This window comes from Haloechinothrix salitolerans (assembly GCF_042662605.1).
GTDB lineage: Bacteria > Actinomycetota > Actinomycetes > Mycobacteriales > Pseudonocardiaceae > Haloechinothrix_A > Haloechinothrix_A salitolerans.
In genome coordinates this window covers 3,571,311-3,590,251 of the sequence record NZ_JBHSXX010000001.1, presented here as the reverse complement: position 1 = coordinate 3,590,251, position 18,941 = coordinate 3,571,311, and the positions used below count along the sequence as shown (strand labels likewise).

Genomic DNA, 18,941 nt, shown 5'->3' with positions numbered 1-18,941 from the left:
AGGGAACCCCGGTGACGTCAGGCGATCACCGACGCAAGCGAGGTGAACCATGCCAGGGCGCAAGGAACTACCGAGCACAATCCAACGGTCCCCCGCCAAGGCACAGCGGACATGGATCAAGGCGCACGACTCCGCCGTCGAGACCTACGGCGAGGGCAGGCGCGCCCACCAAACGGCGTTCGCCGCACTCAAGCACCAGTTCGAGAAGGTCGGCGACCATTGGGAGCCGAAGGACGGCAAGGGGCCGTCGGATGAACAGGCCAAGCGCGGCGCCGGCCAGCCCGACAAACCGACGGCGGGCGGTGTCGACGCGTCGGCCAGCAAGCAACACCTATATGAGATGGCGCAACGCCTCAACATCGAGGGGCGTTCGAACATGAGCAAGCAGGACCTGGTCAAGGCCATCGAGAAGGCGAACAAACGCCAGACAGCGCGGGCAAGGGGACAGTGACATCGCGCAGGGCTCCGTCCCCGAGCGGGAGAGTACGGCCATGCTAATCGCCGCGGTGAAGCCTGGCCACGACGGCGCCGCGGCGATCATCGACGACCGGCGCCTCGTCATGTCCCTTGAGTCCGAAAAGGACACCTATCCGCGCCATTCCGTCTTGACGCCAACGACCCTCTACCAGATAGCGGAGCTCACCGACCGCAGCCCGGACGTCGTCGCACTGGGTGGCTGGCAAAGTGGCACGCTGCCCATCGCCGCTGGCTACCACGGTGTCGACGCCCCGCGGCGGCGTGCGACGCGCTGGTTCGGCATCCCCGTCGAGTACGTCACGTCGTCGCACGTACGCTCGCACATCGCGATGACGCTGGGCATGGCGCCGAGGCCGGAGCGCCCGCAGCAGCAGGCGGTGCTGGTGTGGGAGGGGGTGACGGGCGCGTTCTACGTCGTGGACGAGCGGTACGAGATCACTCGCGAGCTTCCGGTGCTCACCGCCCCCGGTGCTCGCTATGCTCTGTTGTTCGCGTTGGCGGATCCGACCTTTCCCGATGAGGGCGCCGTCCCGGACCTCAGCGACAGCGGCAAGCTGATGGCGCTGGCCGCGTACGGCGACGCGGACGCGGCAGCGGCCAATCGGACGGTCGCCGAGACCGTCGAACGGTTGCTGACGGTCGATCCGGTGTATCCCGCGCCGAAGCACCGCTTCCGAGACTCGCCGGTATACAACGCCGGCGTCACCGCGCCCGCCGCGACCGACGCCGCTGCGTTGCTGACCCAGCGGATCTACGAGGTCTTCGCTAAGGCTGCCAAGGAGAACCTACCGCCAGGGGTACCACTACGGATATCCGGTGGCTGCGGCCTGAACTGCGAGTGGAACCAGCGGTGGCGCACCGACGGTTTCTTCTCATCGGTATTCGTGCCACCGTGCACGAACGACTCCGGGTCCGCCATCGGCACCGCTATCGACGCGCAGCTCGCCATCGAGGGCGATCCGCACATCAACTGGGACGTCTACCGCGGCCTCGACTTCGCCGTCGACCGGACGCCTGATCCGGACCGCTGGCAAGCCGTGGCGCTGCACCATCGCGCGCTGGCACGGGCCATGGCCGACGGGCACATCGTGGCCTGGGTGCAGGGCCGGTGGGAGATCGGCCCACGAGCGCTGGGCAACCGATCCCTGCTGGCGGAGCCGTTTCACGCCGCTACCAAGGACCGGCTCAACCACATCAAGCAGCGCGAGGACTATCGCCCCATCGCGCCAGCCTGCCGCGTCGAGGATCTGGATACGGCGTTCACCGAGCCGATCGCCGACCCGTACATGCTGTACTTCCAGCGGTTGGCCGCCGAGCGCTACGGCGCGGTCACGCACGTGGACGGGACCGCACGCGTACAGACCGTCGAGCAGGCCAGCAATCCCGAACTACATCGACTGCTGTCCGCGGCGGCCGAGGAATACGGCATCGGCATGACGTGCAATACCTCGCTCAACCACAAGGGCCACGGATTCATCAACCACATGTCCGACCTCGTGGAGTACTGCGAGACCCGTGGTGTCGACGACATGGTCGTCGGCACCACCTGGTATCGCCGCCGGTGACCACCGGTACGTGTCCGAGACGAACGCGGTCGTTTCCGGTCACCGTCGACGGGTACCCCTCGAATATCCCGAACTGACAACCTACTGAGGAGGACGACGTCTATGACCGCCGCGCAGCAAGCCGATCTGGTCTCGGTGATCGTGAACGACCACCGGGCGGTGGAGCAGGCATTCAGCGAATTGGAAAGCGGCGCAGGTGACGCCGAATACCGCCACAACCTCACCGACCACGTCATCGCGGAACTCGTACGTCACTCCATCGCCGAGGAGCAGTTCATGTACCCGGCGGTCCGCAGGTATCTCGACGGCGGCGAGCAAATCGCAGACAAAGAAATCGAGGAGCACGGCGAGGCTGAGAAGATCATGAAGCAGCTGGAATCGGCGGACGCGACCGACGAGAAGTTCGACCAGCTGTTGCGTCAGCTCATCCAGGATGTGCGCCACCACGTCGAGGACGAGGAGAACAATCTGCTGCCGAAGCTGCAACACGCCTGCACCGCGGACGAACTGCGTGACCTCGGGTCGAAGGTAGAGCAGGCCAAAAAGGTCGCGCCGACCCGGCCGCATCCCAGCGCGCCGAACACCCCACCCGCCAACCTTGTCCTCGCGCCGGGAACGGCGTTCATCGACAAGATCCGGGACACGCTGTCCGGGCGGCAGACCTGAGCGAGTCGCATCGGCCGGGCCCCACAGCTCTAACGCCGCGGGGCCCGCGTCGTCGACGGCCTCCGCTCGTGCCGGTGGCCGATAGCCTTGTGACCGTGACCTTTGGCGCGGCCACAAGGCCTGTCACCGGATCGGAATCAGGAAGCCTCGGAGATCGTTATGAATCCAACATACCTCCGATATCAAGTTGTCGTGTTCACGTCGCCCGTGGCACCGTGAAGGCAGAGGCAGGACATGACCGTCTCTCATCGACTGGATGAGGCGAGACCGATGACGTACACCGATCACGGATGCTCCCCAGGCAGCGGATCACTCGACGTCGCGGTGCGACAGCTTGACGGCGACGTCATCCTCGTGGACACTGCTGGCGAGATCGATCTGGCGACTCACGGCGGGCTCAAAGAGTCGTTGTTCGATGTCTTGGCTCCCCCTTCGCCCGGGCTCCTGGTCGCTGACCTGAGCAAGGTGACCTTCTTCGACAGCTCGGGCATCTCCACCGTAGTGGACGCGCATCAACGAGCCCAGACGGTCGGCACCGAATTGCGCATCGTCTGCGACGGTCGCGCCGTGATGCGGCCGCTGGTCATCACCAGCGTCGACCGGTACCTCAACGTGTACTCAGACCGGGCCACGGCGGTCGAGACACCCGTGTCCCCTATGCTCGACGTGAACTAATTCCGGCTCCCTCGCGCACTCCCGAAGTGCGCGTGCGGGCGCGGTGGACGCTCCTAGGCACCACGGTCCACGCTAGAGCCGAGGCAGTTCCTGCTGCACACCGATCAGCGGGGCCAGCGGATCGCCTACCTCCGCCAACCGGTCCAGCACCGTGTGCACCGTCCAGCCGTCCGGCCGTAACTCGGGGTCGTCCAGTTCCTCCCACGTAATGGGCACTGAGACGGGAGCACCTGGCCTCGGCCGGGCGCTGAACGGCGCGACCAGGGTCTTGTTGCTCGCGTTCTGGGTGTAGTCCAAGCGAATGAGACCGGAGCGCTTGCGCTTCTCCCACTCCCAGCTGATCAGGTCCGGCTTCGTCTTACCGATCATGCGTGAGAGCCGGTGTACCCACTGCCTGGTGTCGTCGAAGGTGTAGCCCGCCCTGATCGGCACCCAGATTTGCAGGCCTCGCTGTCCCGTCACTTTCGGCGCGCCCGCGAGGCCGAGGAAGTCAAGGGCCGTGCGGTACAGCCTGGCGTAAACCAAGACATCGTCGAAATCGGTGTCCTCGCCGGGATCGATGTCGATCAGCGCCCAGGTGGGCTCGCGGACGTCGGGCAGCCGCGAGGTCCACGGATGCAGTTCGACCGCGGCGTAATTGGCCAGCCACGCTAGCGCGGGCATGCTGTCCACCACCGCGTAGCGCCGTGTTTCGTCCTCGTCGGCGTCCGGGTTGCGCCATGTCGTCAACCATTTCGGTGCGTGACTGGGCACTTCTTTGTGCCAGAAACCCGGCTTGTCGACGCCGTCGGGGTATCGGTGTGTGTTCACCGGGCGCCCAGCGAGGTACGGCAGCAGGTACGGCGCGATCTCGGCGTGATAGCGGATGAAGTCGCGCTTCGTCACCGGCGGCTCATCGGCGTTGTCCCCGGCGGCGGGGAACAGCACCTTGTCGAGGTTCGTCAGCTTCAGGTCGCGGCCACCGATCCGCCAGCGGCCCTCGGACCTCAGCTTCGCCAGCGCGACCAGCTCGTCGTCACTCGGCGGGTCCCACGTCTGCTCGGGTTGCTCCAGCCGCTGCTCCGCCTCGGCGGCGGGAGCGCCGCTACGCCAGATCGCCTCCGGCCGCGCGGCCACCTCGTCGTTGGTGCGGCCGCTCTTCACCGAGGCGGGGTGCTCCTCGGGATCCCAATCCGCCACGGCATGCTCGTCGTTCTTGTGCAGCAGCAGCCACTGTTCCTTGTCACCGTCCTGGTCGCGGCGGATCAACACGAACCGGCCAGCCAGCTTCTCGCCGTAGAGGTCGAAGTGCAGTTCACCGTCGCGGATGGCTCTGGCAGGGTCGTCGGTGCGCGCGGGCCGCCAGTTGCCGCGATCCCACACGATGACGTCGCCGCCACCGTACTCCCCGCCAGGAATGACGCCCTCGAAGTGCAGGTACTCCAGGGGATGGTCCTCGACGTGCACGGCGAGATGACGCGCCTTCGGATCGAGCGTCGGCCCCTTAGGGACCGCCCAGCTCACCAGCACGCCGTCGACGTCGAGCCGCAGATCGTAGTGCAGCCGCCGCGCCCGATGCCGCTGCACGACGAACCGGCCGCTGCCGGATGCCGCCTCGGCGCCGGACGGCTCCGGGGTGACGGCGAAGTCTCGCTTCGCGCGGTACGACTCCAGGCGTGCCATGCCTCGAGTATTCCCGCCGACGCCGTGGCGGCAATCGTCCTTCCGGTGATCAGATCGTCGCGAGCGTGTGGCCCGATGCGAGGGATACGCGGATTCACCGATCGAAGAGGAATGGCCGCGCGCGCCGCTGGCTATCCCATAGCTAGGCCGTCGGAAAGGAAACCGCGATGACACCCGAAACAGATCCCGCGCGCATGAGCAGGTCCGAGCTGGTCAGAGAAGCGCACGAACTCGGCATGTCCCACCTCGAGCACCTGCACATTGAGGAGCTGATCGAAGCGGTCACCGAGAGCAGGGAAGGAATTGGCGCCGGCTTGGTGTCGGAACCTACCCGATCGGGTATGCGGACCCAGTGACCGCATACCCAACACACGAGACTGCCCATACCCCTACCCTCGCCGGCGACAGCAGCCTGGCGTTCCTGCGCGACCCGTACGGCTTCCTCTCACGTCAGAGCAGGTCGCACGACACGGACGTCATCGCGATGAGACTCATGCTCCGCCCGACGCTCTGCGTCACCGGACCGGAGGCGGCGGAGCTGTTCTACGACCGTAACCGCTTCGTACGCCAGGGCGCCGCGCCATGGTGGCTGCGCATGACACTGTTCGGGCCGCAGCTCGTACTCTCCGGCGCGCTGCGCCTGCTGCTGACCCGCACCGTGGGCGAGTGGGCGGGCATCCCACTGCCGCGTGGGACGACGGACAGGCGGACACGGGAGCTCACGGCGTTGTACGCCGACGCCGTCCCGCTCGGCACACGACACGGACGCGCCTACCTCGCCCGGTTCTCGTTGGAGCGCTGGCTCGGGGCACTCATCCAGCGCGCCCGTACCGGCGCGCTCCGGCCGCCGGAGCAGTCGGCGCTCGTCACCATCGCCTGGCACTGGGACCCCTCTGGCGAGCTGCTGCCGCCGCGCGTGTGGCGGCCGTGGAACTGCTCAACGTCGTCCGCCCGCTCGTCGCGGTGTCGATCTACCTCACGTTCGTCGCGCACGCACTACGCCAACACCCGGAGTCATCCGGTCGAGCATCGGCCGGTCCTGCGCCGACTCATGCATCTGGTACACCGCGACGTCCGGGTGTTCTCCGCGACCCGCATGGCCACCGGTCTCCGCTCATGCATCGCGGCGACCGGGTCGTCGACGGGCTCGCTGCTGCGCACCGAGACCAGCGTGGTCTCCGGCAGATACGGCCCACCCAGCGCGGCCGCGAGGCGCGTGGCCGCTCCGCCGGACGCCCCCACGACGATGGTCGGGTACTGCTGGGTCACTTAGTGCGGGACGTCGCCGGTGTTCACTCGATCGACGTGGTGCCGCGGACTGCCTTGGAGCGAGCCCATCACTTCAAACATCCGGGACCGCAGGGGACCCGGCAGGCTCGACACGAGTCGATCACCTGGCGCGGTGCCCTGGCACGACGCCGAACGCGTGAGACCGGGTTGCTCATCGGACCCACCGCCGTCCCGCCGTGGCGGCCGCGGTGACTACAGCCGCCGCGGTGGCCGCGCGTCGCAGGGCGGTGCGCTTCCGGCCGCCCCAGCCGCCGTGTGCCGTGCCGGTCCCGGCGGCGGGTTGATGCAGGTTGCCCGTACTGGCGGGTGCCGGGCGGTCGCGGTCCAGATGCACCCTATCGACCTGGATGGCCATCGCCCGCTCGGCCAGCCCGGGTGCGACCTTGGCCAGCGCCACGACGGCGCGTCCGGCTGGGCCGACGGTGACCTCGCGGCGCGGCCGTCGACTCAGCCGCACGATCGCCCGAGCCGCCCGCTCAGGGGTGTAGACCGGTGACATCGCGACCGGGGTGCGTCCGGTGTAGTTCGCGCCGTGCTGGTAAATCGGCGTGTCGATCGTGGCGGGCAGCACCGAACAGACGCGCACCCCGCACGGTCCTTCGAGCTGGAGTTCCTGACGCGCGCTGGTGCTCAACGACCGGATCGCCGACTTCGTGAGGTCGTACGCGAAGGTGTAGGGCTGAGGCAGCTCGCCGAGGACGGACGACACGTTAACCAGCACCCCGCTGCCCTGCTCGCGCATCACGCCGAGCGCCGCTCGCACGCCATGGACATAGCCCATTAGGTTGACGTCGAGCACCCGGCGAATGTCGGGAAGCGGGACCTCCTGGATCGGGCCGAACACGGTGACCGCCGCGTTGTTCACCCAGACGTCGATCCGGCCGAAGCGCTCCACCGCGCGGCCTGCCAGCTCGTCGACCTGCGCAGGGTCGGCCACGTCTGTCGGGACCGCGAGCGCCTGCCCGCCCCGGTCGCCGCACTCGCGTGCCACCTCGTCCATGGCGTCCGCGCGCCGTGCCGCCAGCACGACCGCGGCGCCTCGCCGGGCGAACGCGTGGGCCGTCGCCCGTCCGATGCCGTCCGACGCGCCGGTCACGACGACAACGCAGTCCTTCAGTCGCATGGCACGGACATACCCGCACAGGATCAGGGCAAACAAGCCGTGGACCCGGCGTCGTGGTCAGAGCCAGTGCGCCGGTTCGCGACCAGTGTGGCCGGAAGGCCGTGACGCTACCGCGACGCCGCGTGCGGTTCGGCGGGCGCGGCCTCGCCGTGAGTGGGGACGCGGTCGGCTTCGCGCAGACTGACACCGGTTTCGGAGACCAAGCCGAACTGGACGAGCTGCCGCGACGTGAGCGCGTCGGCCAGCCAGTCGAAAGCGACCCGCAGCTTGCCCGCTGGCAGCGCGGCCAGGTGGTATCCCCTGGCGATGACCTTCGCGAGCGGGCCACTGACCGGAACGTGGAACGGGTCGGCGACACCGTGCCAACCGCCCAAATCCACGACGAACCCCTTGGCACGATAGCGATATGGCTCCGGCTCTCCGTAGCCGAGCGCGGCGGCGACGTTGCGTCCGGCCGTCTCGCCGTGGCGCTGGGCGTGCTGTGCCGTCATGGGCGTGCTTTCCCCCGGCTTGGCTGGGTCAGGCACTGCCGCGACGTCACCGATGGCGTACAGCCCCTCCGTGCGGGGCACGCGCAGGTGGTCGTCGACGGTGACACGGCCGCGTTCTGTCTCCAGCCCGAGCGATTCCACGACCGGATCCGGCCGCACCCCAACGCACCAGACCACGGTGCGGGTCGGGATCTCGGTGCCGTCGGTGAGCTTCGCGTAATCCTCGCCGACCTCGCTGACACTGGTCTCCATACGGACGTCGACACCGCGGCGCCGCAGCACGCGCGCCGTCGGCTTGGACAGCCTCGGGTTCAGACCGGGCAACACCCGGGGCGCCAGGTCGAGCAGCATCCAGCGAATCTCGTTGTCATGCAGGCCGGGATGCTGCTTCAGCGCCTGCTGCGCGAGCAGTTGCCCCTGCGCGGCTACCTCCGTGCCAGTGTAGCCCGCGCCGACCACCACGAACGTCGTGCGCGCGGCACGCTCCGCCGGGTCCTCGGTCTGCTCGGCGAGCTGCAACTGCCGCAGGATGTGGTCGCGCAGGTAGATACTCTCCGCGATCGATTTGAACCCCTTGGCGTGCTCGGCGACGCCGGGAATGGACAGCAGCCGGGTGACACTGCCGCTGGCGAGCACAATGTAGTCCCAGTGTTCGCTACGGGCCCTGCCCTCGACGTCGACGATCGTGCACACCTGCCGCTCGACGTCGATGTCGGTGGCGGAGCCCAGCATCAGCTTGGTCCGAGGTAGCGCCGACCGGAGCGGGACGGCCACTTGCCTCGGATCGAGACTGCCCGCCGCCACCTCCGGCAACAGCGGGACATAGAGCATGTAGTCGGACGGGTTCACCGCCACCAGCTCCGCCGCACCGGCCGGGAGTATGCGCTCCAGCGTCCGCAAGCAGTGGAAACCGCCGAATCCGGCGCCAATGACCAGGACACGCGGGCGCTCGCGGCCCACGCCAGTTCCCGAGCTCATCCGTGTCGCTCCTCCATGCACGATGGTCCGCAGCGATCTCAACCTTGCTCACGTTCCGGATTCTCCAGCCGGAAGAAGTTGCTCGTCGAGCCATCGGAACGCTGTTCCTGGTACAGGAAGTTGAGGCGACGCTTGTCGAACGTGTCGAACCACTCCTCCCAGCTCACGTGGCGGAGGTCCTTGCCGCCATAGTCGGGGAAGTCGACCCGCAACACGCCGAGGTGGTCGCCGTGCTCGGTGCCCGGCACCGTCGCGGGCTGACCGCCGCGCGCCTCCACCCACCGGCGGATCACGTCGTGGTTCGTCGTCACCAGCGAACGACCGGGCCGCTCCGGCTTGTCCTCGACCAACTTGATGGCCTGCGCGTACTGCACCGACTTCGACGTCTTCCCACCCATGCGAATCTCGGTCTCGTGGGCGGTGGCCTCCAGCTTGTCCAGCTCCCGTTTGCGGCGATCGGAGAACTGGGTGCCCAGGTCGGCCAGCCGGCCCTTGCCGAGGGACTCCCGCATCGCGGGCAGTACCTCGAACTCCTCCTCCTGAACGTGGTGCGACACCGCATCGACGAGTTGGTCGACGAGCTGATCGAACTCGGTGTCGTCCGGGTCCGCCTGCTGCAACTGGTGAATCAGTTGCTCGGCCTGCTGGTGCTCCTTCTCGCTGTGTTTGATCTCCTGCTTCTCGCCTGCGTCCTTCGCCGCGACCGGATAGACGAGTGCTTCTTCCGCCTTCGAGTGCGCGAGCAGGATGCGGCCGACCTCTTGGGCAAGGCCTGCCCGGTCTCCGTTGCCCGACTTCAGCTGGTCGAACAGCTTCTCGACCTCACGGTGATCCGCTTCGATCAACGCGGTGACGTCCTTGGCCATCAGTAATCGCTCCTTCCGGGGCAGTCAGTTCGCTATTACGTCGTCCTCGGCCCTCTATCGCGTCGCAACGAGGTCGCGTGCGGCGGTGGCGATCCCGGCCGCGTCGATCCCCTGGAACCGCAGTTGTTCCTCCGGCGTGGCGGAGCCGGGCATCTCGCGCACCGCCAGCTGGCGCACGTGAGCGTCAACGCCAGCGAGCGCGGTCAGCACCGCCTCACCGAGCCCACCTTCCGGGAAATGGTCCTCGACGGTAAGCACCCTTCCCCCGGCCGCGCCTGCCGCCGCCGTGAGCGTCTCGACGTCGATGGGCTTGACCGAATAGCAGTCGATCACGCGCGCGGCGATCCCGTCCTCTGTCAGTCGCTCGGCCGCGGCCAGCGCCTCATGCACGGTCACGCCCGCGGCGACGATGGTGACGTCGTCAGCATCGCTTGCCCGCAACACCCGCGCGTGGCCGATGCGAAATTCCTCATCGGCGGGGTAGATCACGGGTGTCTTGCCTCGGTTGGTGCGCAGATATCGGATCCCGTCCCGGTCAATGAGTCGCGCGAGCAGCGCGGCGGTCTGGTTCGCGTCACACGGGTAGATCACGGTGCTGCCGTGGACAGCGCGGAACGCCGCGATGTCTTCCAGCCCCATCTGCGAGGGCCCGTCCTCACCGATCGCGACCCCAGCGTGAGAGCCGGTGACGCAGAAGTTGGCACGGCTGATCGCCGCCATGCGCGTGAAATCGAACGCACGGGCGGTGAACGCGGCGAACGTCGAGACGAACGGTCGCCAGCCACGGACCTGGAGCGCGATCGCGGTGGCGAACATCTGCTGCTCGGCGATGTACATCTCCAGGTAACGCTCGGGCACCGCCTTGGCGAACAGCTCCGACTTCGTGGAGTTGCTGACCTCACCGTCCAGGGCGACGATGTCACCGCGCCTACGGCCCAACGCCGCCAGCGCCTCGCCGTACGCCTCGCGGGTGGCGACCTCGTCGCCGACTCGCCACGTTGGCAGCTCAGCCTCCTCCGTGGCGAATACGTGAGGTGCGGCGTCGACGTCCGGACGCTCGGCTGAGATGCGCACGTCGCGATACCCGCCAAGCTCGGCGACCGCCGCGTCGGTGTCCGGTAACGGCTTACCGTGCTTGCCCGTCGCGTTCTCGACCTCGGCGACGCCCTTGCCCTTGACGGTGCGCGCCACGATCACGGTCGGGCGGCCACTGGTGGTGGCGGCCCGATAGGCGTCGTCGATCGCTCTCATGTCGTGACCGTCGACGGTGATGGCGTGCCAGCCACACGCCCGCGCCCGGGCCGCGTACGCTTCGACGTCCCAGCCATGCATCGTCTCACCGGTCTGACCGAGACGATTGACGTCGATGATCGCGGTTAGGTTGTCGAGATTCTCGTGGGCGGCGTGCTCGAATGCCTCCCACATCGACCCCTCCGCCATCTCGCCATCGCCGCACAACACCCACACTCGGTAGCCGAGCCGGTCGAGGCGCTTACCGCACAGCGCGAGCCCCACCGCGATCGGCAGGCCTTGGCCAAGCGAGCCAGTGGCCACATCGACCCAGGGCAGCACTGGAGCCGGATGGCCTTCCAACCGACTGCCCGCCTTGCGGAAGGTCAGCAGTTCGTCGTCGTCGATCGCGCCGACCGCCTTGTACAGCGCGTACAACAGCGGACTCGCGTGCCCTTTGGAGAAGATCAGGTGATCGTTGTTGGGATTGTCCGGCGCGGCGAAGTCGTAGCGGAAGTGGCGCGCCGCGAGCACGACGGCGAGATCCGCTGCCGATAGTGAGGAAGTCGGATGTCCGGAACCGGCGGCGCCGCTGGCACGCACCGAGTCGACACGCAGCTGTCGCGCGACGTCGGTCAGTGTGTCCAGGTCGGTGGTCATTGTCGTCATCGCATGATCCCCGCGCACATTGGTTTTGTTGCTTCGCACGTCCCCTGCTGGGACGTGCTCCCGGGACTGTGGCTACCCCTAAACCCCGGTCCTCAACCCGGACCAAAACGACCCATCGCGCGCCCGCTACGCCTGCGGCGCCTTCCGCGTCTCCTGAACCGCGCCATCGCGTTCCCGCTCGCCCGCCGCACGATCGCGCCGGCGCCGCTCCGGCTCTCTGCGGATGGGGGCGCGCCCCGCGGGCTGGGACGGCCGCGGCAGCGACGGTGCTGGCGGGATCGGTGCGGTAACACCGTCCTTCTCACCCACGGTCACCACGTCGCCAAAGTGGTAAATGTCCAGGGAGCCGCCGTCAAGCAGGCGATAGGTCGCCTCCGCTTCGCGTACCTCCACCAGCAGGTGCGCGTGTCGGAAGCACATGCGGAAGGCGATCCGGTCCAGTCCGGGTGGTAGCCGGGGCGAAAACCTCAGCTCCCCGCCGCGGTTGCGCATTCCACCGAATCCAGCGACCACCGCGATCCACGCACTGGCGAGCGATCCCATGTGCAGTCCATTGCGGACGTTGTGGTGCAGGTCGTGCAGATCGATGAAGGCGGCTTCCGCCAGGTAGTCGTAGGCGAGGCGCAGGTGCCCGACCTCGGCGGCCAGCACCGCCTGAGTTCCGGCCGACAGCGACGAGTCTCGGACGGTCCGCGCCTCGTAGTAGTCGAAGTTGCGTGCCTTCTGCTCGTCGCTGAAGGCATCGCCGCGCAGGTGCATGGCGAGCACCAGGTCGGCCTGCTTGACCACCTGTTTGCGGTACAGGTCGAAGTACGGATAGTTGAGCATCAGCGGGTAGTGATCCGCCGGGGTGTCCGCGAAGCTCCATTCCGCGTACCGGGTGAACTCATCCGCCTGGGGATGGACCCCGAGCCGCTCGTCGTACGGAATCACCATCACGTCAGCGGCAGTGCGCCATGCGGACGTCTCGGTGCCGTCCACACCGAACGCCGCCGCGATGTCGGGCTGCCGGTCGCAGGCGTCGGCGGCCGAGCGCAAGTTCTGCTGGGCCATCAGGTTGGTGTAGACGTTGTTGTCGCTGACCGCCGAATACTCGTCAGGGCCGGTGACGCCGTCGATCCGGAACTCGCCGGTCGCCTCGTGGTGTCCGAGGGACAGCCACAACCGCGCCGTCTCCACCAGCAGTTCGACACCGTATTGCCGCTCGAACTCGATGTCGTCGCTGGCGTTGAGATACCTGGTGACCGCGTCCGCGATCGCGGCGCCGACATGAAAAGCGGCCGTTCCCGCTGGCCAGTACGCCGAGCACTCCGCGCCGTTGATGGATCGCCACGGGAACGCCGCACCGCGCAGGCCAAGCTGTCGTGCGCGTGCCCGTGCTTTGTCCAGAGTGGCGTGTCGCCAACCAAGCGCGTCCCTGGCTGAGCCGGGCAAGGCGTACGTCAGCGCCTGCAATACGAATGTCTCGGTGTCCCAAAACGCGTGCCCGTCGTAGCCGGGTCCGGTCAGTCCCTTGCCGGGAATCGCCCTGCTCTCACCGCGCGCACCCGCCTGTAGCACGTGGAACAGTCCGAACCGCAGCGCCTGCTGCAGTTCCGGATCACCGTCGATCTCGACGTCCGCCGACGCCCAGAAGTCGTCGAGAAAACCCTGCTGCTCAGCGAGCAGGCCTTGCCAACCGGTCTGCACCGCACCGGCCAGCGCCGCTTCGACCTGTGCTCGCAGCGCGGGCGCGGACCGCTGGGAGGACCAGCCGTAGCCGAGGAACTTCGTGACCGCGAGACAACCACCGCGCGGTACGTCCACCGCAGCCGTCAGACGCGCCAGATCCTCCTCCGCTTCGATCGTGGTCTCCAGCGAGTCGGGCGCGTCGATCTCGTGGTCCATCGCGGCCGCCATCCGGAGGCCGGACCTGGCGGTCCGATGCACCAGGGCCGCGCGATAGTCCTTCGATGATGCGAACTCGGCCACCAGGGGCGCTTCCAGCGCGACCGCGACGCGCGGATCACCTGTCTCGGGTTCGATCGGCTCGTTGGCAAGTAGATCGGACTGGATGACGAACTGGACGTCGTCGTCCAGCGGCTCGATCTCGTACCGGATGGCCGCTACCGCGCGCTGCGTGAACGACACCAGGCGCTCGGTGTGGATGCGGACGCGGCGCCCGGACGGCGAGTGCCATTCGGTCGTGCGGCGCAGCGTGCCCGAACGGAAGTCGAGTACCCGCTCGTGGGTGGCGGTCTCCCCGTACCGCACATCGAGCGGCTCGTCCTGGACCAGCACTCGGATGATCTTGCCGTCCGTCACGTTGACAACCGTCTGCCCCGACTCCGGGTAACCGTACGCACCCTCGGCGTACGGCAATGGGTGCTCCTCGTAGAACCCGTTCAGATAAGTACCCGGCAGCCCTCGCGGCTCGCCTTCCTCGAGCGTCCCTCGCATGCCGATGTGGCCGTTGGACAGCGCGAAGGTCGACTCGGTCCGCTCCAACTGCGTGACGTCGAGGCCACGCCACCGCAGCTCCCAGGGGTGGCACACGTAGCCCTGGTCAGGGGTCGTCACGATTCGTCCTCCAGCAGATCGGCGAGGTCTTCGACGACGACGTCAGCACCATGCGCACGCAACGCCTCCGCCTGGCCTGCCCGGTCGACCCCGACGACGTAGCCGAACCCTCCCGCCTTCGCCGCTGCCACTCCCGCCTGGGCGTCCTCGAACACGGCGGCATGCTCGGGCGGCACGGACAACTCCCTCGCCGCCGAGAGGAACGAGTCCGGTGCGGGTTTGCCGCGCAGGTGGTCGCGCCGGATCACAACGCCGTCCACCAGAGCCCGCACGAACGGCGTCAGCCCGGCCGCGTCGAGCACCGTGGCACCGTTGGCCGACGACGTCACCACGGCGATGGCCAGGTCCGCGTCTCGCGCCGCCTCGAGGAACCGGACGGAGCCGGAATATGGTTCGACCCCTTCCTCAGCGATGATCCGGTGCAGCAGCTCGTTCTTCTTGTTGCCGACGCCGTTGATGGTTTTGGCGTCGGGAGGATCGTCGTGGTGGCCGTTCGGCAGTTCGATGCCCCGCGAACGGAGGAACTCACGCACCCCATCGGCACGCGTCCTGCCGTCGACGTAGTTGGCGTAATCGGCCGCCGTGAAGGGCTCGAACGTCGGCCCGCTGTGTTCTCGGAGGAGGTCGTCGAACGTGCGCTGCCACGCCGCCCTGTGCAGCCGCGCCGTCGACGTCAGCACGCCGTCCAGGTCGAAAAGACACGCTTGGATCGTGTCGGGCAAGCCGATCATGTCTTCTCACGGTAATGCTTTCGGTGACCTACCGCAGGCCCGATGTGGCCATGCCAGCGAGGCAGCCGTCATCCCACGGACACTCGCGCGGTTAACGCCGCACGCGCCGGGGTATCCATAGCCACCGGGATACACGGCCGACACCAGTCTGGAGGACCCGCGCCATGGAGACGGTTCGGAATACGCAGGCCGAGTGGGGTCTCGACCGCTACGTCACGATGATCACGGAAGGGCTCGGGGTGACTGACACACCGAGCTACACCGACATCACCAGCCCCGCGATCGCCTACATCGAGCTCGCGGAGCCATTCCCGCTCTTCCCGAATCGCCCCGCCGCACTGCTGTGGGACGAGGCGTATGGCTGGGCGGCCGCTATCGAGTCGGCGTCCGGCCAGGACTGGGTCATGGTCGCGTACCTCGGCATGGAGATACTCCCTCATCCCGATATGGTTGTCGCGTTCGCACGTCGGCTGCAGCGCGGCAATCACGCCGACGGACCGTTCCCGCCGGAATTCACGGCGTGCGACGATCTCCATGACCGCCTTGCCGCCTACGCGTCGTCGCGGCACTGACCGCCGCCCGAAGCCAGTCGTGCCACTCGCCGAGGCCTGCCCCGCTCACGGCGGACACCGGCAACAACTCCGCATCCGGGTTCACGCGCCGTAGGTGCTCGGTGAAACGCCCCTGCTCGAACGGCACGTACGGCAGCAGGTCCGCCTTGGTGAGCAGTACCAGATCCGCCGCACGGAACATGTGCGGATACTTCAGTGGCTTGTCCTCGCCCTCGGTGGTGGACGCCAGCACGACGCGGCGGCCCTCGCCGAGGTCGAACAGCGCGGGACACACCAGGTTGCCTACGTTCTCGATGAACACCACCGAGCCGTCCTCGGGATCGAGCGACCGCAACGCCTTGGCGAGCATGTCCGCGTCAAGATGACACCCAGCGCCGGTGTTGACCTGGACGGTGCGGCAACCAGTAGCGCGCAGCCGCAGAGCGTCCATCGGCGTCTCTTGGTCACCTTCGATGACGGCGACTGGCTCCGCTACCGCCAGCTCACGCACCGTGCGCTCCAGCAGCGTGGTCTTGCCCGCACCGGGCGAGCTCATCAGGTTCACGGCGCGGATGCCGTGGTCAGCTAGCCATTGCCGGTTTTGCGCGGCAAGGCGGTCGTTCTTCGCCAGGACGTCCTGGTCCAGCGTGATGGTCTCGACCGCACCGTCGGAGGCATGGCCATGAGCGTGGCCCTGCCCGGCGGCGTGCACGTGGTGCCCATCGCCGTGGTAGTGGCCGTTGTGGTGGTGGTCGTCGTGGGTATGCTCGTGGTCGTGGTCATGCTCATCGCCATCGGCATGGTCGTCGAACCCCTCGATCCGCACGCCCTCAGTGTCGTCACACCCGCACGTCGCGCACATCTGTCGTCACTCTCACTTCCTGGATTCGCAGTTGATCCCCTGACGTCACCTCGAGGTCGATACCGCCGCATTCGCAGCGTCCCCAGAGGTCCGACAGCTCGCACGCCGCGCCGCACGACCGGCACCGTGCCTGGCCGGATGGCTCGTCGATCTCCAGGTCCGCCCCCTCCACCGTCGTCCCCGCTGTCACGACGTCGAAGCAGAACCGGATCGCGTCGACCTCCACCCCGGACAGCTTCCCGATCTCCAGCCGGACCAGCACGACCTGGTCGTCGCCGGTCCGCTCCGTGATGGTCTCCACCACCGCCTGCGCGAGCGCCAACTCATGCATATCAGCAGATGCGTGGTAGTGGGTCGCCGACAAGCAGGTCCATGATCCGGGTGCCGCCGAAGGCCGTCTTGATCAGCACCATGCCGGGTGGGTCGTCGCCAACACGGCCGATGATGGCGGCGTCGGTGCCGAGCGGGTCCTGCCGTAGCGCGGCGACGGCGTCGTCGGCCTTGTCACCGTCCACAATGGCCACCAGACGTCCCTCGCATGCGACGTAGAGCGGGTCGATGCCCAGCAGCTCCGACGCCCCACGCACCTCGTCGCGCACCGGCACCATGTCCTCGTCGACGACGACGGACACGTTCGCGGCACGTGCGACCTCGTTGAGGATGGTCGCGACACCTCCCCGCGTCGCGTCGCGCATCGCCCGCACGCCGGGCACGGCGTCCAGCAGCCCACGGCACAGCTCGTGCATCGGCGCGGTGTCGGACTCCAGGTCGTCGGCGACGATGTCCAGCTCGCCGCGTTCCAGCATGATCGTCACGCCGTGGTCTCCGACAGGACCGGATACGATCACCGCGTCACCAGGACGCGCGGTCGCGATGCCGAGCGCGCGATCCGGGTCGAGGACGCCGATCCCGGTGGTGTTGATGTAACAGCCGTCCCCGGTGCCCTTACCGACCACCTTGGTATCGCCCGTCACCAGCGTCACGCCCGCCGCCTCGGCGGCAGCGGTCATCGACGCCACGACGCGCCGCAGATCCTCGACCGGGAATCCTTCCTCCAGGATGAACCCGCAGGACAAGTGCCGCGGCGTCGCACCGGCGACGGCGAGGTCGTTCACGGTGCCGTTGACGGCGAGGTCCCCGATGTTGCCGCCGGGGAAGAACAGCGGCGACACGACGAACGAGTCCGTGGTCATGGCCAGCCTGGTGTCGCCAACGGTCAGCTGCGCCGCGTCCCCGAGCGGCTCCAGCGCCGGGTTGCGGAACGCGTCGAGAAACACCGCCTCAACCAGCGTCTGCGTCGCCTTGCCCCCGGCGCCGTGCGCGGAGGTGATGCGCTCCTCCTTGACCTTGGGTTTGCGGCGGCGGGCCTTGTCGATCCGCTCCAGGACTTGCTGCTCACGGTCAGTCACTGTTGTCATACCGCCGTCGCCTCCTTGATGCGCTCGCGGGTGAAGCGGCCGTAGTTGTAGTACGCGGCGCAGGCGCCCTCCGGTGAGACCATGCAGGTCCCGATCGGCGTCTCCGGGGTGCACGCGGTGCCGAACACCTTGCACTCCCACGGCTTCAGTACGCCCTTGAGTACCTCGCCGCACTGGCACGCCTTCGGGTCGGCGACCCGGACACCAGGCATGTCGAACACCCGCTCGGCGTCGAACTCGGCGAACTCGTCACGCACCCGCATCGCGGAATGCGAGATGAACCCAAGGCCACGCCACTCGAAGTACGGCCGCAGCTCCATCGTCTCCGCGATCGCCTTGAGCGCAACGGTGTTGCCCTGCCAGGGCACCACTCGCGCGTACTGGTTCTCCACCTCGCTGCGCTCGTCGCGCAGCTGCACCAGCAGCTGGTAGATCGACTGCAGGATGTCCAGCGGCTCGAACCCGGCCACCACCACGGGCTTGTCGTAGTCACGGGCGATGAACTCGTACGGACGGCACCCGATCACGGTGGATACGTGCCCGGGTCCGATGAAGCCGTCCAGCCGTAGATCCGGTGAGTCCAGGATGGCCTTGATCGCCGGGATGATCGTGACGTGGTTGCAGAACACCGAGAAGTTGTCGATGCCTTCGGCCTTGGCGCGTTTCAGAGTCATCGCCGTGGACGGCGTGGTCGTCTCGAATCCGATCGCCATGAACACCACGTGCGTGTCCGGATTCTTCTTCGCGATCTTCAGCGAGTCCAGCGGCGAGTACACCATCCGGATGTTGGTGCCCTCGGCGTTGGAGTCGAAAAAGCTCCCGCCCGAGCCAGGCACGCGCATCATGTCGCCGAACGACGTCATCAGCACGTCCGGCTGGCTGGCGATGTGGATGGCGTCGTCGACGCGCCCCATCGGGATGACACACACCGGACAGCCTGGGCCGTGCACGAGCTGGATGTTCTCCGGCAGGTAGTCCTCGATGCCATGCTTGTAGATCGTGTGGGTGTGCCCGCCACAGACCTCCATGAACTTGTAGTGCCTGCCCGGTTCGCACAGGTTCGCGATCTCGGCCGACAGCGCGCGGGCCTTCTCGGCGTCGCGGAACTCGTCAACGAAGCGCATCGCG

18 protein-coding genes are annotated in these 18,941 nt (G+C 67.6%); 7 read left to right on the top strand and 11 right to left on the bottom strand.

Annotation, left to right across the window (positions count from 1 at the left end; genetic code table 11):
• Positions 1 to 49 precede the first annotated feature (49 nt).
• The 4 genes from ACFQGD_RS17075 to ACFQGD_RS17060 all read left to right on the top strand — a co-directional run bounded on the left by ACFQGD_RS17075 (position 50) and on the right by ACFQGD_RS17060 (position 3,383).
• Entirely contained in the window at positions 50 to 451 is a 402-nt protein-coding gene (locus ACFQGD_RS17075; protein WP_345396893.1) for a ChaB family protein, read from the top strand.
• Between the two features lie 40 nt (positions 452 to 491).
• On the top strand, positions 492 to 2,042 hold the full coding sequence (locus tag ACFQGD_RS17070; protein ID WP_345396890.1) for a carbamoyltransferase C-terminal domain-containing protein: 1,551 nt from the start codon (positions 492 to 494) through the stop codon (positions 2,040 to 2,042).
• Between the two features lie 102 nt (positions 2,043 to 2,144).
• Complete coding sequence (locus tag ACFQGD_RS17065; protein WP_345396887.1) at positions 2,145 to 2,708, top strand: hemerythrin domain-containing protein; 564 nt, start codon at positions 2,145 to 2,147, stop codon at positions 2,706 to 2,708.
• A 270-nt stretch (positions 2,709 to 2,978) separates the two neighbouring features.
• Positions 2,979 to 3,383 carry an STAS domain-containing protein gene (locus ACFQGD_RS17060; protein ID WP_345396883.1) on the top strand — a complete coding sequence of 135 codons (405 nt, stop codon included), beginning with the start codon at positions 2,979 to 2,981 and terminating at the stop codon, positions 3,381 to 3,383.
• A gap of 72 nt (positions 3,384 to 3,455) precedes the next feature.
• On the opposite strand, the gene ligD is transcribed toward ACFQGD_RS17060, so the two are convergent.
• A complete protein-coding gene (ligD, locus tag ACFQGD_RS17055) occupies positions 3,456 to 5,045 on the bottom strand; it encodes a non-homologous end-joining DNA ligase (RefSeq protein ID WP_345396880.1) in 1,590 nt (529 codons plus the stop codon).
• A gap of 167 nt (positions 5,046 to 5,212) precedes the next feature.
• Between ligD and ACFQGD_RS17050 the strand changes: the two genes are divergently transcribed.
• Together ACFQGD_RS17050 and ACFQGD_RS17045 are read left to right on the top strand one after the other, a co-directional pair.
• Positions 5,213 to 5,401: a hypothetical protein gene (locus ACFQGD_RS17050; protein WP_345396877.1), complete on the top strand. Its 189-nt coding sequence runs from the start codon at positions 5,213 to 5,215 to the stop codon at positions 5,399 to 5,401.
• Complete coding sequence (locus tag ACFQGD_RS17045) at positions 5,398 to 6,318, top strand: cytochrome P450 family protein (protein ID WP_390183645.1); 921 nt, start codon at positions 5,398 to 5,400, stop codon at positions 6,316 to 6,318. Before ACFQGD_RS17050 ends, ACFQGD_RS17045 begins: the two co-directional genes overlap by 4 nt.
• Positions 6,319 to 6,486: 168 nt before the next feature.
• Here the strand turns inward: ACFQGD_RS17045 and ACFQGD_RS17040 are convergent, their stop codons facing one another.
• The 6 genes from ACFQGD_RS17040 to ACFQGD_RS17015 form a co-directional block, all read right to left on the bottom strand.
• Positions 6,487 to 7,458 carry an SDR family oxidoreductase gene (locus ACFQGD_RS17040; protein WP_345396871.1) on the bottom strand — a complete coding sequence of 324 codons (972 nt, stop codon included), beginning with the start codon at positions 7,456 to 7,458 and terminating at the stop codon, positions 6,487 to 6,489.
• A gap of 107 nt (positions 7,459 to 7,565) precedes the next feature.
• Positions 7,566 to 8,927: an NAD(P)/FAD-dependent oxidoreductase gene (locus ACFQGD_RS17035; RefSeq protein ID WP_345396868.1), complete on the bottom strand. Its 1,362-nt coding sequence runs from the start codon at positions 8,925 to 8,927 to the stop codon at positions 7,566 to 7,568.
• A 38-nt stretch (positions 8,928 to 8,965) separates the two neighbouring features.
• Complete coding sequence (locus tag ACFQGD_RS17030) at positions 8,966 to 9,793, bottom strand: hemerythrin domain-containing protein (RefSeq protein WP_345396865.1); 828 nt, start codon at positions 9,791 to 9,793, stop codon at positions 8,966 to 8,968.
• Positions 9,794 to 9,847: 54 nt separating this feature from the next.
• A complete protein-coding gene (locus ACFQGD_RS17025; protein ID WP_345396862.1) occupies positions 9,848 to 11,692 on the bottom strand; it encodes a transketolase in 1,845 nt (614 codons plus the stop codon).
• A gap of 126 nt (positions 11,693 to 11,818) precedes the next feature.
• Positions 11,819 to 14,251 (bottom strand): glycoside hydrolase family 65 protein, encoded by a 2,433-nt coding sequence (locus ACFQGD_RS17020; RefSeq protein ID WP_345396859.1) that lies wholly within the window; start codon positions 14,249 to 14,251, stop codon positions 11,819 to 11,821.
• Positions 14,248 to 14,982, bottom strand: coding sequence for a beta-phosphoglucomutase family hydrolase (locus ACFQGD_RS17015; protein WP_345396856.1), 735 nt, complete (start codon positions 14,980 to 14,982; stop codon positions 14,248 to 14,250). The genes ACFQGD_RS17020 and ACFQGD_RS17015 overlap by 4 nt, the downstream gene beginning before the upstream one ends.
• A 164-nt stretch (positions 14,983 to 15,146) precedes the next feature.
• Between ACFQGD_RS17015 and ACFQGD_RS17010 the strand changes: the two genes are divergently transcribed.
• Entirely contained in the window at positions 15,147 to 15,554 is a 408-nt protein-coding gene (locus ACFQGD_RS17010; RefSeq protein WP_345396854.1) for a DUF6292 family protein, read from the top strand.
• Here the strand turns inward: ACFQGD_RS17010 and hypB are convergent.
• The 4 genes from hypB to hypD are packed head-to-tail and all read right to left on the bottom strand — an operon-like array spanning position 15,496 to position 18,937.
• Positions 15,496 to 16,359 carry a hydrogenase nickel incorporation protein HypB gene (gene hypB / locus ACFQGD_RS17005; protein WP_345396851.1) on the bottom strand — a complete coding sequence of 288 codons (864 nt, stop codon included), beginning with the start codon at positions 16,357 to 16,359 and terminating at the stop codon, positions 15,496 to 15,498. The two genes, ACFQGD_RS17010 and hypB, sit on opposite strands and share 59 nt — an antisense overlap.
• Before the next feature lie 13 nt (positions 16,360 to 16,372).
• A complete protein-coding gene (gene hypA, locus ACFQGD_RS17000) occupies positions 16,373 to 16,726 on the bottom strand; it encodes a hydrogenase maturation nickel metallochaperone HypA (RefSeq protein WP_345396848.1) in 354 nt (117 codons plus the stop codon).
• A 1-nt stretch (position 16,727) separates the two neighbouring features.
• On the bottom strand, positions 16,728 to 17,813 hold the full coding sequence (gene hypE / locus ACFQGD_RS16995; protein WP_345396845.1) for a hydrogenase expression/formation protein HypE: 1,086 nt from the start codon (positions 17,811 to 17,813) through the stop codon (positions 16,728 to 16,730).
• On the bottom strand, positions 17,810 to 18,937 hold the full coding sequence (hypD, locus tag ACFQGD_RS16990; protein WP_345396842.1) for a hydrogenase formation protein HypD: 1,128 nt from the start codon (positions 18,935 to 18,937) through the stop codon (positions 17,810 to 17,812). Before hypD ends, hypE begins: the two co-directional genes overlap by 4 nt.
• Positions 18,938 to 18,941: the final 4 nt, after the last annotated feature.